Origin of the sequence: Thalassolituus hydrocarboniclasticus, assembly GCF_025345565.1 — a bacterium.
Classification (GTDB): domain Bacteria; phylum Pseudomonadota; class Gammaproteobacteria; order Pseudomonadales; family Oceanobacteraceae; genus Venatoribacter; species Venatoribacter hydrocarboniclasticus.
Genome location: NZ_CP054475.1, coordinates 403428 through 418867, shown reverse-complemented (window position 1 = coordinate 418867; position 15440 = coordinate 403428). Strand labels below are relative to the sequence as shown.

At 53.5% G+C, this 15440-nt stretch carries 16 protein-coding genes and 1 tRNA gene; 11 read left to right on the top strand and 6 right to left on the bottom strand.

Features of this window, described 5'->3' with window-relative positions:
- Position 1: 1 nt before the first annotated feature.
- From hisA to hisB, 3 genes are read right to left on the bottom strand one after another with little or no spacing between them, the layout of a single operon-like run.
- Positions 2-742: a 1-(5-phosphoribosyl)-5-[(5-phosphoribosylamino)methylideneamino]imidazole-4-carboxamide isomerase gene (gene hisA, locus HUF19_RS01690; RefSeq protein ID WP_260998215.1), complete on the bottom strand. Its 741-nt coding sequence runs from the start codon at positions 740-742 to the stop codon at positions 2-4.
- Positions 743-770: 28 nt separating this feature from the next.
- Entirely contained in the window at positions 771-1415 is a 645-nt protein-coding gene (gene hisH, locus HUF19_RS01685; RefSeq protein ID WP_260998214.1) for an imidazole glycerol phosphate synthase subunit HisH, read from the bottom strand.
- A 17-nt stretch (positions 1416-1432) separates the two neighbouring features.
- Positions 1433-2023, bottom strand: coding sequence for an imidazoleglycerol-phosphate dehydratase HisB (hisB, locus tag HUF19_RS01680; protein WP_260998213.1), 591 nt, complete (start codon positions 2021-2023; stop codon positions 1433-1435).
- A gap of 144 nt (positions 2024-2167) precedes the next feature.
- On the opposite strand from hisB, the gene HUF19_RS01675 reads away from it, so the two are divergent.
- From HUF19_RS01675 to HUF19_RS01625, 11 genes are all read left to right on the top strand, one after another.
- Positions 2168-2578, top strand: a complete 411-nt coding sequence (locus HUF19_RS01675) for a PanM family protein (protein WP_260998212.1) — start codon at positions 2168-2170, stop codon at positions 2576-2578.
- 110 nt (positions 2579-2688) lie between these two features.
- Positions 2689-3333, top strand: coding sequence for an MlaC/ttg2D family ABC transporter substrate-binding protein (locus HUF19_RS01670; protein ID WP_260998211.1), 645 nt, complete (start codon positions 2689-2691; stop codon positions 3331-3333).
- Positions 3334-3751: 418 nt separating this feature from the next.
- Positions 3752-6175: a bifunctional diguanylate cyclase/phosphodiesterase gene (locus tag HUF19_RS01665; protein ID WP_260998210.1), complete on the top strand. Its 2424-nt coding sequence runs from the start codon at positions 3752-3754 to the stop codon at positions 6173-6175.
- 61 nt (positions 6176-6236) lie between these two features.
- Complete coding sequence (gene mutY, locus HUF19_RS01660) at positions 6237-7340, top strand: A/G-specific adenine glycosylase (RefSeq protein ID WP_260998209.1); 1104 nt, start codon at positions 6237-6239, stop codon at positions 7338-7340.
- Positions 7337-7615, top strand: coding sequence for an oxidative damage protection protein (locus HUF19_RS01655; RefSeq protein ID WP_260998208.1), 279 nt, complete (start codon positions 7337-7339; stop codon positions 7613-7615). The genes mutY and HUF19_RS01655 overlap by 4 nt, the downstream gene beginning before the upstream one ends.
- Positions 7616-7696: 81 nt before the next feature.
- Positions 7697-7772 (top strand) — tRNA-Phe (locus tag HUF19_RS01650).
- A gap of 907 nt (positions 7773-8679) precedes the next feature.
- On the top strand, positions 8680-10539 hold the full coding sequence (locus HUF19_RS01645) for a Na/Pi cotransporter family protein (protein ID WP_260998207.1): 1860 nt from the start codon (positions 8680-8682) through the stop codon (positions 10537-10539).
- The gene (locus tag HUF19_RS01640; protein WP_260998206.1) at positions 10536-10799 is read left to right on the top strand and encodes a hypothetical protein; all 264 of its coding nucleotides are present in this window, start codon (positions 10536-10538) and stop codon (positions 10797-10799) included. Before HUF19_RS01645 ends, HUF19_RS01640 begins: the two co-directional genes overlap by 4 nt.
- Before the next feature lie 115 nt (positions 10800-10914).
- On the top strand, positions 10915-11589 hold the full coding sequence (locus HUF19_RS01635) for a hypothetical protein (RefSeq protein WP_260998205.1): 675 nt from the start codon (positions 10915-10917) through the stop codon (positions 11587-11589).
- A 2-nt stretch (positions 11590-11591) separates the two neighbouring features.
- Complete coding sequence (locus tag HUF19_RS01630; RefSeq protein WP_260998204.1) at positions 11592-12221, top strand: hypothetical protein; 630 nt, start codon at positions 11592-11594, stop codon at positions 12219-12221.
- 56 nt (positions 12222-12277) lie between these two features.
- A complete protein-coding gene (locus tag HUF19_RS01625) occupies positions 12278-13828 on the top strand; it encodes a Dyp-type peroxidase (protein WP_260998203.1) in 1551 nt (516 codons plus the stop codon).
- 464 nt (positions 13829-14292) lie between these two features.
- Here the strand turns inward: HUF19_RS01625 and HUF19_RS01620 are convergent, their stop codons facing one another.
- The 3 genes from HUF19_RS01620 to HUF19_RS01610 are packed head-to-tail and all read right to left on the bottom strand — an operon-like array spanning position 14293 to position 15419.
- A complete protein-coding gene (locus tag HUF19_RS01620) occupies positions 14293-14556 on the bottom strand; it encodes a hypothetical protein (protein ID WP_260998202.1) in 264 nt (87 codons plus the stop codon).
- Positions 14557-14584: 28 nt separating this feature from the next.
- Positions 14585-14803 carry a DUF6500 family protein gene (locus tag HUF19_RS01615; RefSeq protein WP_260998201.1) on the bottom strand — a complete coding sequence of 73 codons (219 nt, stop codon included), beginning with the start codon at positions 14801-14803 and terminating at the stop codon, positions 14585-14587.
- Positions 14804-14822: 19 nt separating this feature from the next.
- Positions 14823-15419 (bottom strand): TetR/AcrR family transcriptional regulator, encoded by a 597-nt coding sequence (locus HUF19_RS01610; RefSeq protein ID WP_186436024.1) that lies wholly within the window; start codon positions 15417-15419, stop codon positions 14823-14825.
- Positions 15420-15440: the final 21 nt, after the last annotated feature.

The window sequence follows — 15440 nt, the reverse complement described above, 5'->3', positions numbered from 1 at the left end:
ATCAGGCTCCTGTTAACTCGTCAGCCAGCGTCTGAGCTTCGGCCACATCCAGCGTGCCTTCATAAATCGCACGGCCGGTAATGGCACCCAGAATGCCCTGATTGGCCACTTTGGACAGCGCACGGATATCTTCGATATTGGTGACACCACCGGATGCAATCACCGGGATACCACCCTCAACCGCCAGCTGCAGCGTGGCTTCCACGTTTACACCCTGCATCATGCCGTCACGGGCAATATCGGTATAAACGATGGAGGTAACACCATCGTTTTTGAACTGCTTGGCCAGATCGACGGCTTTAACGTCAGACACTTCAGCCCAGCCATCGGTAGCCACAAAGCCATCCTGTGCATCCAGACCAACAATGACTGTGCCCGGAAATGCTTTACAGGCTTCTTTAACAAATTCCGGCTCTTTGACTGCCTTGGTGCCGATAATCACATAGCTGACGCCGGCCTTAATGTAATGCTCGATGGTTTCCAGCGTGCGGATACCGCCACCGATCTGGATCGGCAGGCCAGGAAAGGCTTTGGCGATGGCCGTTACGGCTTCGCCGTTAACCGGCGTACCGGCAAAAGCACCGTTCAGATCCACCAGATGCAGGCGACGACAGCCGGCATCGACCCAGCGTTTGGCCATTGAAACCGGATCATCACCAAAGACGGTGGAATCTTCCATACGGCCCTGACGCAAACGCACACACTGACCATCTTTTAAATCAATCGCAGGAATTACCAGCATTGTTTTACCTTACATTCTGAATTTGGAATCAGGCCTGACCATCCCAGGCGAGGAAGTTTTTCAGCAACGCCAGACCAGCGTTGTGGCTTTTTTCTGGGTGAAACTGCACCGCAAAGACATTGTCTTCGCCCATGGCAGCAGCAAAGTCGACGCCGTAATGGCCACGGCCTTTCACCTGCGCGACATTAGCCGCCTGCACGTAGTAGGAATGCACAAAGTAGAAGCGGCTGTTATCGGCGATACCGGCCCACAGCGGGTGCGCAACCTGCTCAACACGGTTCCAGCCCATATGCGGGACTTTCAGCTGTTCGCCGTTTTCTACCAGATCATTGCCGAAGAATTTCACTTCGCCGGGAAACAATCCCATGCACTCAACGCCGCCGTTTTCTTCACTGCGCTCCATCATGGCCTGCAGGCCAACACAGATACCCAGTAAGGGTTTGCTTTTACGGACTTCGGCAACCACCTGATCGATTTCCTGACGGCGGATTTCTGCCATACAGTCACGGATAGCACCAACACCGGGCAATACCACGTGATCGGCTTTGCGGATCACGTCGGCATCGCTGGTGACCACCACTTTGGTATCCGGCGCCACAGTCTGCAGCGCACCATGGGCGGAGTGCAGGTTGCCCATGCCGTAATCGATCACTGCACAGAGTTTACTGCTCATTCATTTATCCCTTGTGCTTACAGGCAACCTTTAGTCGATGGCATAACACCGGCCATACGTGGATCCAGCTCCAGTGCCATACGCAGTGCACGGCCAAAGGCTTTGAAAATGGTTTCGGCCTGATGGTGGGCGTTAAAGCCTTTCAGGTTGTCGATATGCAGAGTGACGCCGGCGTGGTTAACAAAGCCCTGGAAAAACTCCCAGAACAGCTGAGTATCCAGCTTGCCGATGCTGGCGCGGGTGAATTCTACCTTCATATCCAGACCAGGACGGCCGGAGAAGTCGACAACCACACGCGATAATGCTTCATCCAGCGGCACGTAAGAGTGGCCATAACGGACGATGCCTTTTTTATCACCGATGGCTTTGGCAAATGCCTGACCAAGAGTGATACCAATGTCTTCCACGCTGTGGTGATCGTCGATGTGATTATCACCTTTGCAGGTGATATCGAGGTCGATCAGACCATGGCGGGCAATCTGATCCATCATATGTTCCAGAAAAGGTACGCCGGTATCAAAGCGTGCTTTACCGGTGCCGTCCAGGTTGATGGTGACGCTGATCTGGGTCTCCAGCGTATTACGCTCGACCGTTGCGCTGCGGGCCATGGGCTTGCTCCAACTCTCGCAAAAAGGAAAAGAAAGCATTATAAAGCAAAGCGCTTAAGAAAATAGGCCGGGACAAGGTGACGGGGCAAATTCCCGGTAATATTCCCCTCCGGCCTGCTATCCGCCATCCTATGGAGCCATGCTGTGCCAGTTAAATTGGAACATATCCAGTCACCGGCCGACGCCGACTGGAACGATCTCGACAAAATTCACCAGGAAACCTCAACCGACGGCCTGACCTCAGACCGTGCCGCGCTGGAACAACATCTGAGAAGCGGCGGCTGGATTATGGCCGGACGTTTTAACGACCGTATCATCGGCGTGATTCTGGCAAGCGACAGCAGCGAGGGAGTGCTTCTGCAGCAAGCCGCCGTGCGTACTATCACCCAGCGCCGTGGCGTTATGCACCAGCTGCTGCACTTCATTCAGGGCTGGGCCAATAACGAAGGCAAAACCCTGCTTATTAAAGACTGCCCGGAAGCACTGACGACTGCGCTTGAACACCGCAATTTCACTGCGAAAGACTCCTTTTGGATATACAATCCTCAGAAATAATCCCTCATCGTTGCATGGACGCAACAAAAAATTCATAAAGTGTCACCTTTTCATCTTCGTCGCAGATAGCCATACTGGTCGGACTGTAAGTCTCAAGACGGATAACCAATATGCGAATCGCCATCCAGACATTATCAACCTTTGCGGTCTTCATCGCCGCATTGCTTGCCTGCTCAGGTGTTGCAGCCAATGAGACTGGGACCAAAACCGCTGTAGCAGAAATCGCACCGCGCGATGTCGTCGCCTCAGCAACGCTGGGCATTATCAACGAGCTGAACAAACTGCAGCCGGAACAGCGTACCGAAGAGGAAGTCCGCCGCCTGGTACAAACCTATATCGTGCCAGCCATCGATCAGGAAAAAATCGCCATGGGCGCACTGGGTAAATACTGGCGCCGTGCCGACCCTGAGCAGCGTCAGGCTTTTATTGACCGCTTCCGTGAACTGCAGATCCGCACTTACAGCGGTGCCTTTAAAGCCTTTAACGGCGAACAGTTCGAATTTGACGAAGCGCGCTTTAATGACAGTGGCGACAAAGCGCTGGTTAAAGGCACCCTGAAGCAGAACAATGGCAATACAATTCCTGTGGACTTTCGCCTGTACCGCGATAAAGACAGCCAGGAATGGCGCATCTACGATGCCGTCATTGCTGGCCTGGGTATGGTGAAAACCTACCGTGAGCAGCTGAGCGAGCGTCTGCAGAATATCAGCATGAATGAACTGCTGGCGGAACTTTCTGCACAGGACGCCAACTAAGTTACAGTAAGTCTCTTTTATTGTTTTTCCTCCCCTATTACTGGCCCCTGTGGCCAGTTTTTTTATTCCCCCTGCCATCAGTCAATGGTAATCCCCGCACTCCTTACCTAAGCTGAAGGAAATGCTGCTCACAGACTGACAGACACAGCAAAGCCTGCATAAACGATAAAGGAATCTCTTCCGCTATGCGTCACAGCAGTTTATTGTCTGTCTCCTGCTGCAGGGCCAGAAACGTGTTTCCGCCACGGCCCGGCAGCATAGTCAGCAGGAATCCGGCATAGAGCCACACAGCCAACAGCAGGGAATCGGAGAATGTTGTGCAGCAGGATCGCATAAGCAGTTTTATTCAGCGGGAGAGTCGTATTCATCCGATGATGTGCGCGCAGAAATTCAGCCGTATCCAAGCGGAGTGTGACCGGTGATCCGCTCTATCAGCACACAGTCGCTGCGCCGTAAGCTGGTTATCATCGCTCTGATTACCACAGGCCTGACCCTGCTGGTTTCCAACCTTGCTTTTATATCTCTCGAATACTATCTGAGTCGTCAGGATATTCAGAAAAAACAGGCGGTGCTGGGCGAGGTGATCGCCAACCGCGCGACAGCTGCACTGACCTTCAGTGATTACGATCTGCTGCGCACCAACCTGAATACCCTGCGAGCAGACAGCAGTGTCGTACGCGGTTGTATCTATGCCGAAAACCAGGCACTCGCAGCATCCTACTCTCCGGCCAGCGGCGAACTGCAATGCCCGGAGAAACTGCAGGGGCTGCACCGCACAGAACAACGGAATTTCGCCCAATTCTTTCCTATCCTGCTCGACGATACGCCGATAGGCACCCTTTATATAGAAATCAGCCATCAGGACCTGCTGCAGCGTATTAATCAGTTTCTGCTGTTCTCTGTTGTCATCCTGGCAGCCGCGGTACTGCTGGCGATCTTCCTGGCGAATAAGCTGCAAGGAGTCGTCGCCCGGCCGATGAAAGACCTGGGCAATACCCTGCGCCATATTATGCTCAACAAGGACTATTCCATCCGCGCAGCTAAAGAAAATAACGATGAGCTGGGCGATCTGGTCGATCTGTTTAACGGCCTGCTGCTGACGATTGAAGACGAAAACGCCTCGCTGAAAACCAGTGAAGAGCGTTTCCGCAAACTAACGGCACTCTCACCTGTTGGTATTTTTCAGGTCGATGGCAAACAGCGCCTGCAGTATGTTAATCAGCGCTGGCGCGATATCCATGGCATTCCCGATGAACTCCCCAGCCTGCAGGACTGGTTTGCCCGCATTCACCCCGATGACCTCAGCACCACCCAGCAAGCCTGGAACCGCCTGATCTGCGAGCAGGAAAGTATCGCGCTGGAACTGCGCCTGGTGCGCCGCGATCACAGCAACACCTGGATTCAGTTACTGGCCAGTGCCCTGCACGACCGTCATGGCGAATTATTGGGTTATTTAGGGGCTATTTCAGATATTTCCGAACTGAAAGCCGCACAGATTCAGATGGAAAACCTCGCCTTTTATGATCCTCTGACCGGCCTTGCCAACCGCCGTCTGTTTAAAAACCGGCTGGAAAAAGCCGTTAAAAGCGTTCTGCGCTCCGGCACATCAATGGCGCTGATGTTTCTCGATATGGATCAGTTCAAACGCATCAACGACACCCTGGGCCACGATGCCGGCGACATCCTGCTGAAAGAAGTCTCCAACCGCTTAAGCGCTACCGTGCGCGAGAATGACACCGTATCGCGCATCGGCGGTGACGAATTCACCATCCTGCTGACCGACGTTCATCACACCTCCGACGTATTGGTTGTGGCTGAAAAACTGCTGCTGGCACTGGCCAAGCCCATCCGCATAAGGGGACAGGATATCGTCACCACCGTGAGTATCGGTATTACCCTGACGCCGGATGATTCCACCGACGTTAACACTCTGATGAAAAATGCCGATCTGGCCATGTACCGCGCCAAAGAGCTTGGGCGCAACAACTTCCAGTTTTTCTCCGAAGATATGAACCAGTCGATTCTTGAGCATCTGTCACTGGAAAAAGAAATCAACGAAGCCATTAACCGCGAACAGTTCAGCCTGGTATTCCAGCCTAAAATCAGCCTGTTCGACTACAGCGTCACCGGGGTTGAAACCCTGATCCGCTGGCAGCACCCGGACAAAGGCATGATTACTCCCGACCGTTTTATTCCCGTTGCTGAAGAAACCGGACAAATTATTGAAATCGGCAGCTGGGTGCTGGAGCAAAGCTGCCGTCAGATCAGCTCACTGATCCGCAGCAATGTACTGCCCAATACCGCCAAGGTTGCAGTTAACCTCTCCGCCCGTCAGTTTACCGACCCGAGCCTGCTGGCCCGTATTAACAGCGTGATTGAAATCAGCCAGATCCCGCCCCACTGCCTGGAACTGGAAATCACCGAAAGTACGCTGATGGAAGATGTCGAAAGCGCGATTCAGATCATGCAGGAAATCAAAAAAATCGGTGTATCCATCGCCATCGATGACTTCGGTACCGGTTATTCCTCCCTGGCCTATATCAAGCGCTTCCCGATTGACGTACTTAAAGTCGACCGCTCCTTTGTTATGGACATCCCGGACGACAAAAACGACATGGCAATCACTGCCGCGGTAATCGCTATGGCACACAAACTGAGCATGACCGTGGTAGCAGAAGGCGTCGAAACCCAGGAGCAGCTGCACTTTTTACGGCAGAATAACTGCGATGAGGGTCAGGGCTACCTGTTCAGCCGGCCACTGTCTCTCGGCCAGCTGCATCAGTTCCTCAATGAAAACGAGCGCATGCGTCAGCAGGGCAACCATATCAGCCTGCTGCAATAAGCCCTCGTTCCACAACGCTGAAATACCTATACTGGCGCCCAAATCTTAATCATCTGTATTTATGACGCGCTCATTTTCTTTCGCCGATGCCGTGCTCGGCTGGTATCACAAACACGGCCGCAAAGACCTGCCCTGGCAGCAACAGATCAATCCTTACCGGGTCTGGGTTTCCGAAATCATGCTGCAGCAAACCCAGGTCAGCACCGTTATTCCCTATTTTGAACGCTTTATGCAGCGTTTCCCCGATGTGCAGGCACTGGCCGCAGCGACTCAGGACGAAGTTCTGCACCTGTGGACCGGCCTTGGCTACTACGCCCGCGGACGCAACCTGCACGCCTGCGCTCAGGCCGTGGTGCGCGACTTTAACGGCGAGTTTCCGCGCAGCGTCGAAGCCTTAAGCGAACTGCCGGGCATCGGGCGCTCCACCGCCGCCGCCATCGCCTCCATCAGCATGAATATCAATGCGCCGATTCTCGACGGCAACGTCAAACGCGTTCTGACGCGCTTCTTCGCGATTGAAGGCTGGCCCGGCGAAACCAAAGTACAGAACCAGTTATGGACGCTGGCGGAAGAACTGACACCGCAGCACAGCTCACGCGAATACACTCAGGCGATGATGGATCTGGGCGCCACCCTGTGCACACGCAGCAAACCCGCCTGTGGTATCTGCCCGCTGCAACCACAATGTGAGGGCTTACAAACCGGCAAGCCGACACAGTTTCCGAACAGCAAACCAAAGAAAGAAAAACCGGAAAAGCACAGCCTCTTGCTGATGATTCAGAACCCGGCTGGCGAATATCTGCTGTTGCAGCGCCCGCAAAAAGGCATCTGGGGCGGCTTGTGGAGCTTTCCGGAAGCGCAGGACATACAACAGGCCCGGCAACTGCTGCAGGAACAGCTCAATCATCACAGCGGCGATGATGAAGAGCAGTGGCTGACGCCCTTCCGCCATACATTCAGCCACTATCACCTGCATATTCAGCCGATACTCATCCTTCTGCCGCACAGCCATCTCGCCGTAGGCGAAACTGGCGACCAGCAGCAACACTGGTACAATCCCCGCAACCCCAGCACGCTGGGCCTGGCAGCACCGGTAAAAATGCTGCTGCAAAGCATGGCCGGCACCAGCGCCGAATCCGGCATACCGTCCGAGGAATTGTTATGACCCGCACCGTTTTCTGCAAAAAGTACCAACAGGAACTTGAAGGCCTGAGCAGCCAGCCCTTCCCCGGCCCAAAGGGCGAAGAAATTTTCCAGCACGTGTCAAAGAAGGCCTGGGATGAGTGGACCGCGCACCAGACCCGCCTGATTAACGAGAAACACCTCAATATGATGGATATGCAGGCGCGCAAATATCTGACCGAACAACGGGACAAATTCTTCAGCGGCGACGAGTTCGACATGGCTGAAGGCTATGTTCCTGAAAATAAAGATAAATAAACCGATTGCAGGGGTTGACACTCCCTCAGCCAACGGGTTTAATACGCGCCACTTGACGAACACAACGTTGTTCAGCAAGACGCCCAGATAGCTCAGTCGGTAGAGCAGGGGATTGAAAATCCCCGTGTCGGTGGTTCGATTCCGCCTCTGGGCACCACGAATACTAAAAGCCTGCATAGCAATATGCGGGCTTTTTTATTGCCTGAAATCGGCGTCATCTCAGGTTCGATTCATCAGAGCCATCCATGGCCCTGCCCCTGCGGGCAGCCTGTGGCTGTGCAAATCTGTTCCGGACAGATTTATCCGCCTCTGGGCACCACGAATATTAAAAGCCTGCATAGCAATATGCGGGCTTTTTTATTGCCTGCGATCTGCTGCGTTGTCATTGCAGCTGTGCGCATATACCCGGAAAAACACATCCCTCCTCTGACTCATAACCCCATCAGCTTCACTCTCTCTTGCGCCAGACTGTTTGCCTATCCGGAGAAGACTCTGCGCAGCGCGCCGATTGATCATTTTTTAAACAATTTAAACAGGTGTTACAAAGCGTGGGGGACAGGGGGATTTTTCTTCAACTTATGCTCAAAGTTATCCACAGATTCTGTGGGTAAACCGTAACAGAATCGCCATATAAAGAGTTTTTCTGTTAAAAACAACTCTTAATTCTGCTGATTATTAAAAAAAATAACTTGTCATCGCATTACTCTGAAAAACCTGACAGCTGTGTAAAAAACACCATAAAAGCCTTGATTTTCAAGGGTTTCTGGTAATCCGGCCAATGCCGGACTGGCACCATATCAAAGCGTTACAGGCCTGTTGCGGGCTGAAGGCAGTTATCGCCAGCTTATCCCTTAGTTATACACAGCATTCTGTGCATAAATAAACAGACTTTCACTGAACGACCTCTGCAGGAATGGAGTCCCTGTAAGGTTATTCACACAAAGAACTGCTTTTTCAGCGACTTAGATCAACCTCTGCAGGTGCTGGCGCAGCAATTTCCCTTGCTGAATAAAAGGCCATTCGGTTAACTGACTGCTCTGTCCGGAATTAAAGGATTACCGCCGTTGGAATTGCTCAAGCGCATGCTCTTTCCGGTCATTATGCTGTTGCTGGCATTCAGCCTGTGGAGCAGTCCCCAGCTGCAGCAGATTGCTGCCGGTGTCGCCATCTTCCTGTTCGGCATGCTGTCACTGGAACGTGGCTTCCAGAGTTTCAGTGGCGGCCTGATCGAACGTGTCCTGCAGCGCTCCACCAACACCACCGGTAAAGCCCTGCTCTTTGGTGTGGCCGCCACCACCCTGATGCAATCCAGCTCACTGGTATCGGTGCTGAGCATTTCCTTTCTGTCGGCCGGGCTGATCAACCTCGGTGCCGGGCTGGGCGTTATTTTTGGTGCAAATCTGGGCACCACCACCGGCGCCTGGCTGATTGCCGGCTTTGGTCTTGATATCAACCTTTCCCAGCTGGCGATGCCAATGCTGGTGTTTGGCGTCATGCTGCTGTTCCAGCCCAATCAGAGCCGCGCCGGTATCGGCCATATTCTGGCCGGCATGGGGTTTCTGTTTCTTGGCATTGATTACATGAAGGATGGCTTTGCCACACTGCAGGGCAGTCTGGATCTCAGCACCATCAGCCCACAGGGTATTGCCGGGCTGCTGCTGTTCACCCTGTTCGGCATTATTGCCACGGTGGTGATGCAATCCAGCCATGCCACCCTGGTATTAACCCTGACCGCGCTGGCGGCCGGTCATGTGCAGTATATGGATGCGCTGGCACTGGCTATCGGCGCCAACGTCGGCACCACGGTTACAGCCGTGCTGGGCAGCCTTGGCGCCAATACGGCAGGCAAGCGGCTTGCTCTCGGACATTTGCTGTTTAACCTGCTGACCGGTGTTGTCGCACTGGTGTTAATGCCGGTGCTGTTGTGGCTGGTTGAACATCTCAGCGTACTGCTGGGTATCGGCGCCGATAACTACACACTGAAGCTGGCCTTGTTCCATACCCTGTTTAACCTGCTGGGCGTCATGCTGATGGTACCGCAGCTGCCACGTCTGCAAGGCTGGTTGTTGCGTCTGGTGCCGGAACGCCCTGCCAGCCGTATGCAGCCGCAATATCTGAATCAGTCGGCGATGGAATCCCCTTCTGCTGCCGTTGCGGTAACACGCAGCGAAAGCATCCGCCTGTACGCGTTGTCCACCGATCTGGTGCTGCAGGGGCTGGGCTGGCAGGCCGATGAATTTCACCGCGGACAGCCGATTGCACTGTTAAGCGACCAGAGTCACTCAGCCATTCATACCAACCTGCAACAGCTGTACGAACAACAGGTGAAGGGAATTTACTCGGCCATCATCAGTTTCATCAGCAGCGCACGGGAAAAAGCCAGCGGCCGTCAGGATGAACAGCTGCGCGAGTTGCGTGCCGCCGATCACTATCTGATTGAGGCCATCAAAGGCGTCAAACATCTGCAGCGCAATCTGCTGTTTTATATTCACAGCGAAAACCCGGATATGGCGCAGGCCTATCAGCAATTGCGGCAGCAGATCGGCGACGTGCTGCGCGCCATTCAGCAGGTACGTCAGATCGATGACGTGGTGGAAAGCCGCCTCGCCCTCGACCACCAGCTGCTGCTGACTGAACGCGAGCGCGAACAGTCCGACAGCCTGATCGAGGGTCTGATCCGCACCCGTAAAATCAGCGCCGAGATGGCCACCTCACTGATGACCGATAAAGGCTACTGTCAGGAAGTCTGCCGCGCGCTGATTCAGGCAGCACGCTATCTGTTTATTGATGAGCAGAGCCCACAGGGCGACACACCGGAAAGTCTGCAACTGGAACACGCCGACCTGTCGGCCATTAACAAACAACTGGAACAGCAACGCAGTGACGAAGACACTGCTACCCCGCCACCGGAGCAAGGCTTATGAAATTTTCCCGACTGGTGAAAAAGCTCAATGCGCTGTTTGACCACCAGCAACGGCATAAAGAGCGCCAGCGCAAAGAACTGGCCGCCGCGCTGAATAAGCTCAAACACAAGCAGCATGAACTGAAAGCCAGGTTAGAGAAATGCGACAGCGAACTGGAACGGGCGGAACTGGAAGAAAAGATTTCCATCCTGAGTACACAGCGGCGCAAGGGGCTGGAAATGCTGCGCGAACTGGACAATAACGAAGACGATAACCTTTAGCCGCACCCGCCCTAAAGAGGGTCGCTGCGTCCTTTACCCGCAACGCAGAAACCGCTAGAGTCTTTGCCGCTTGCATGACTGCACGATTTATCTGGCACCAGAAAAGGAATTCACTATGTCGAACGTCGCCGGCAAAGCCTATGGTATGAATGTACTCACCCCGCTGCGGTGGTGGACTGCCCTCTGGCAAAAACTGATTTTCTGGGTGGTGGTTATCACCTTCCCCCGTTTCCTTAAGGGCCTGCTGACCCTGTCGCTGATTCACTACGCGCGCTGGACCATTATTAACCGCTGGTCATTTCCGCGCCTGGATAAAAGCCAACCAAAAGAAAAACTGACCTACAGCTATATGCTGTTTGAAAGTAATTTTAACGGCAGCTGGGATCAGTACATCGACTCCTTTTCGTTTGCTATTCCCTCCGGCCTCGATATGTTCTGGCGCTGGAATATCAAATACCCGAAATCCATCCCGCTGCACGATTTTTATAACTACATCCGTTTTAACCAGATAGAGAGTGGCCATTACTACAACGCCTACCCGCTGGCCGCGGCCAACGATGTAAAAACGGCGCAGACGTTATTCACCAATCTGAACAATTTCCAGAAAGATACTGCGAGTCTCAGTGATGAGGAATTCTTTCAGGCTTACCAGCAGTTTCTTGCCAAAAACCAGCACAACCTTGGCAGCATGGGTGAAAGCCCGCTGATGAGCGCATCGCACGAACTGGTGCAGGAACACCAGCACGCCAATCTTATGATGGCCCGCGTGGCCGGCAAGCAGGAGGCCTGAGCATGGCAAACACTTTCGGAAATTCCTACGGCCTGACCACGCTCTGTCCGCTGATCAACGGCGTCCATGACGAACAGACCTCATTCGACAAAATTACCCGCCGCCGCATTCAGCGTCTGGAAGAAGATGCCGGCAGCCCTTTTGCCCGTATTCCCAATACCTATTTTGCCCGTCTGTTTATTCTTAACGACGTGTTTTTTCAGCAGGGTAACGACGTTGCCCGCGATCATCTGAAATCCAAGTATCTGGTATTTACCAGTAACTTCCACGGTGAGCTGGAACCCTATCTGAAAGGCATGTGGGATAACGCCGAAGCCGATGTGCGCAGCCTGTGGCAATATGCCGTCGCCTTTGACAAAGTGCAGAACGCCGATGATTTCATCGCCTATATCAAAAAGTGTCAGCTCACTACGACGCTGTTTTTTAACGGCTCGACCGATGTGTCATTAAAAGAGCAACTGAAAGCGTTGTATGTAAAACAGGTTTTCAGCGAATTTGCTCTCGCTCATCAGGGGCAGGATGCCGCAGCACTGCGTACCGCTTTTAATAACCTGATGGCAGAAATCAAACTGGCCGACCTGGACCAGCCAAGCTGGGCGCCCGGTCAGACCCGTCTGCAAAACATGTACTGAATTTCCCAGGGATTTATTCAGCGCGTGCGCGGCACGCCTGGCGACAAGGACTGATTATGAACCGACCTCTCGATCTGTACGATATTCAGGGCAATATCTGTAAAGGCTATGGCCGCTTTGGTTTCCCCAAGGCACGTTACTTTTTTCTCGAATTTCACGACTACGCCGGTGGCCGCAATTTTCTGCAGCAGTTAATTCCGCTGATCACCACCGCCGAACCCTGGAGTGAAAAAAAACACCCGGATCAATCCGATAAGCCAGCAGCCACCACCAATATTGCCTTTACCTATCACGGTCTGTGTGCCCTGGGCTTACCGCGCCGCTCCCTCGACGGTTTTCCGCAGGAATTTAAAATGGGCATGAAACCCCGTGCCGCCATTCTGGGTGACAACGGCCCAAGCAGCCCGCAGCACTGGGACCCGGTATGGCAGGGTGACACCGTACACGCCTGGGTTTCCATTAACGGTCAGACCCAGCAAGCGGTGGAACAACGCTTCGCCCAGATCGAAGAGCTGATGCAAAACGTACAGGGCAGCGTCAGTATCCGCCCTGGTCATAAAGGCCCGAACGGCAGCCTGCTGCCTTATCAGGATGCCTCTGCCGTTTTTGAAAACGGTAAAGCCACACCCAAAGAGCATTTTGGTTTTGTCGATGGTATCGGCAACCCTTACTTTGAAGGCTGCGGCCATGACCCGGAGCGCCTGCCCGGACGCGGTAAACTGAACCGTAAGGGCAAGTGGGAGCCGCTGGCGACCGGTGAATTTATTCTCGGTCATATCGATGAAGCCAAAGAATACCCTCTGGCACCGGAACCGCACCTGCTGGCACGCAACGGTACCTACATGGTGTACCGCAAGCTGCACGAAAACGTAAAAACCTTTAACGACTATGTCGAAAATATGGCCAAAGATTTTGACGGCAGCCGCGAATTATTAATGGCTAAATTTTCCGGTCGCTGGCCGGATAACGGCGCCCCGCTGGTGCTGGCACCGGATGATAAAGCCAAGGCCGAACTCGACCGGAAAATGGCAGAATTACAGAAAAAAGCCGCTGAAGGTGATGCCTGCGCTGTTGGTCAGTTAAAAGCTCTGGAAGAACAGTGGATTAATTTTACCTATAACGACGATAAGCACGGAGCAAAATGTCCGATTGGTGCTCATATCCGCCGCACCAATACCCGTGGCTCGCTGGAAACCGAAAAAGGAGCCTTTGACCGTCCGGGTGCACTGGTTGACCGCCGCCGTTTAATGCGCCGCGGACTGCCTTATGGCGGCCATGATGAGCTGACCAACGACAACAGCGAACAGGGCATTATTTTTATGTGCATCAGCGCCAGCCTCGAGCGTCAGTTCGAGTTTGTGCAGCAGCAGTGGGTAAATTACTCCAACGATTTTCATCTTGGTAACGACCGCGATGTATTAATCGGCGCCAACAACGGCAAACTGACCGACAAGCATATTGTTCAGGTGAATCCGAAAGACGGTAAAGCACCGTTTTTCTGCACCCACCTGCCACGTATGGTCGAAACCCGTGGTGGCGATTACTTCTTTATCCCGAGCATTACCGCGCTGGATATGATCGCGCAGGGGATTATTGATCCGACCTGATGTTTGCTCTGCTGTCACCTGGCTCCCACGCTCTGCGTGGTAGCCCTTGCCGGCACAGTTGCATTCCCACGCTGCGCGTAGGAACGAGGAAAACACGGTTTCCTCTGGAATACGGCTGAGCGGATTATTAAAACCGGCGATCGTGCGGCGCCAGACAACCAGATGATTCTGCGGCCGTCAGAGCAAAACCCTGCCCCGGAACGATACAAATGCTTGGTGTTTTAAAACGTCGTTCCGGGGCGAATTGTTTTGCGTGCCGCATAATCATTGCAGTTGGCTGGATGAAGCCGGACGCGCCGAAAAGAGAGGATCGTAAGGAGATACCTCTCCTTGCAGGGGGCCAGGGGCTTGCCCCGGAAAGGCGTTTCAGATTGAAAAACAGTAGTCGATCAATGCTGCCGTTTGGAGTGACACGATGTCACTCCAATCTGTGGGACAGCAGTGGATCCTTAGCGCCTGTTTTTTTAAGAACAGTTCCGGCAACGGAATATCAGAATCCAGCGGTAAACCCTTAAACCCAGCGGTTGCCGGCATTTCGGACAACACAGGCGACCAGCCATCACTTCCACCGCCAGTGCGATTAAAAAGCCCACCGCCGCCCAGATCGCTGGCACAGAGATGCCAGGGTCAACAATCAGGCTGAGCAGTAAACAAAAGGCTAGCCAGATCAACTGCGCACTGACCAGCAGCCACTTCAGGCGATGATAGCGGGCTCTTACCTCATCCATGACATACCTCTTTCTGCCATGACTGGCGTCAGTCGCCTGCCAGCACCATGGCCTTAATTTTTACCGCTTTTTCAAAATGATCGAGACAATGGGTTTTAATCCACCATTCGGCGGCTTCCATCAGCAGGTCCGGATCGTCATTTTTATTGGCGAAAAACGCATAAAAGGATACGCCGACATTATCGCCCTTAGTGGCTATTTTCTTATCGCAAACCTGCACGACCTTAGCGCGTAGACTGGCTCTCACTGTATTTCTCCGCTGTGTTTCACTGTTTTATCGCCAGGGTCAGCGCGTATTCGGCCAGTTCATCCAGCGTCATATCACCATCGGGTTTATACCAGTTGGTGGTCCAGCTCAGTGCACCGGTTAAGAAGCGGCGCAGAATAAAAGGTTCAATCGCCACCATGCCGGCAGCACGGGCTTCGGCCAGCGCATCCAGCCACAGCTGTTCATAAATATCGCGCAACTTCAGGATGTGCTGCTGGCTGTCGGGTTTGAGTGAACGCCATTCATACACCAGCACACTCATGGCTTCGCCGGTTTCACCGAGAATAGATTGCAGCTCGCAACGGATCAGCGCCAGCACTTTGCCGCGCGGGTCCTGCGCCTGCTGCAGCGCAATGCGCATCAGCGCGGTATTCAGCTGAATGGTCTCTTCCATCACCGCACGCAGAATATCTTCCTTACTGCGGTAATGGTGAAACAGGCTGCCCGACTGTATGCCGATTTCAGCAGCCAGATCACGCACGGTGGTGCGTTCGTACCCCTGCTGTTTAAACAGGCGCGCGGCGGCAGCCAGCAGGCGGCCACGGGCACTGCCCGGGTCGGTAATAACCCCTTCGGCAATCAGTTGTTCTATCACGGGTTTTCCTTATCTGAAGAC

Bases quoted from the DNA above. Each gene is read 5' to 3' on its own strand.
- hisA (WP_260998215.1), bottom strand. From the start codon at position 742: ATGCTGGTAATTCCTGCGATTGATTTAAAAGATGGTCAGTGTGTGCGT.
- hisH (WP_260998214.1), bottom strand. From the start codon at position 1,415: ATGAGCAGTAAACTCTGTGCAGTGATCGATTACGGCATGGGCAACCTG.
- hisB (WP_260998213.1), bottom strand. From the start codon at position 2,023: ATGGCCCGCAGCGCAACGGTCGAGCGTAATACGCTGGAGACCCAGATC.
- HUF19_RS01670 (WP_260998211.1), top strand. From the start codon at position 2,689: ATGCGAATCGCCATCCAGACATTATCAACCTTTGCGGTCTTCATCGCC.
- mutY (WP_260998209.1), top strand. From the start codon at position 6,237: ATGACGCGCTCATTTTCTTTCGCCGATGCCGTGCTCGGCTGGTATCAC.
- HUF19_RS01655 (WP_260998208.1), top strand. From the start codon at position 7,337: ATGACCCGCACCGTTTTCTGCAAAAAGTACCAACAGGAACTTGAAGGC.
- HUF19_RS01640 (WP_260998206.1), top strand. From the start codon at position 10,536: ATGAAATTTTCCCGACTGGTGAAAAAGCTCAATGCGCTGTTTGACCAC.
- HUF19_RS01635 (WP_260998205.1), top strand. From the start codon at position 10,915: ATGTCGAACGTCGCCGGCAAAGCCTATGGTATGAATGTACTCACCCCG.
- HUF19_RS01630 (WP_260998204.1), top strand. From the start codon at position 11,592: ATGGCAAACACTTTCGGAAATTCCTACGGCCTGACCACGCTCTGTCCG.
- HUF19_RS01625 (WP_260998203.1), top strand. From the start codon at position 12,278: ATGAACCGACCTCTCGATCTGTACGATATTCAGGGCAATATCTGTAAA.
- HUF19_RS01620 (WP_260998202.1), bottom strand. From the start codon at position 14,556: ATGGATGAGGTAAGAGCCCGCTATCATCGCCTGAAGTGGCTGCTGGTC.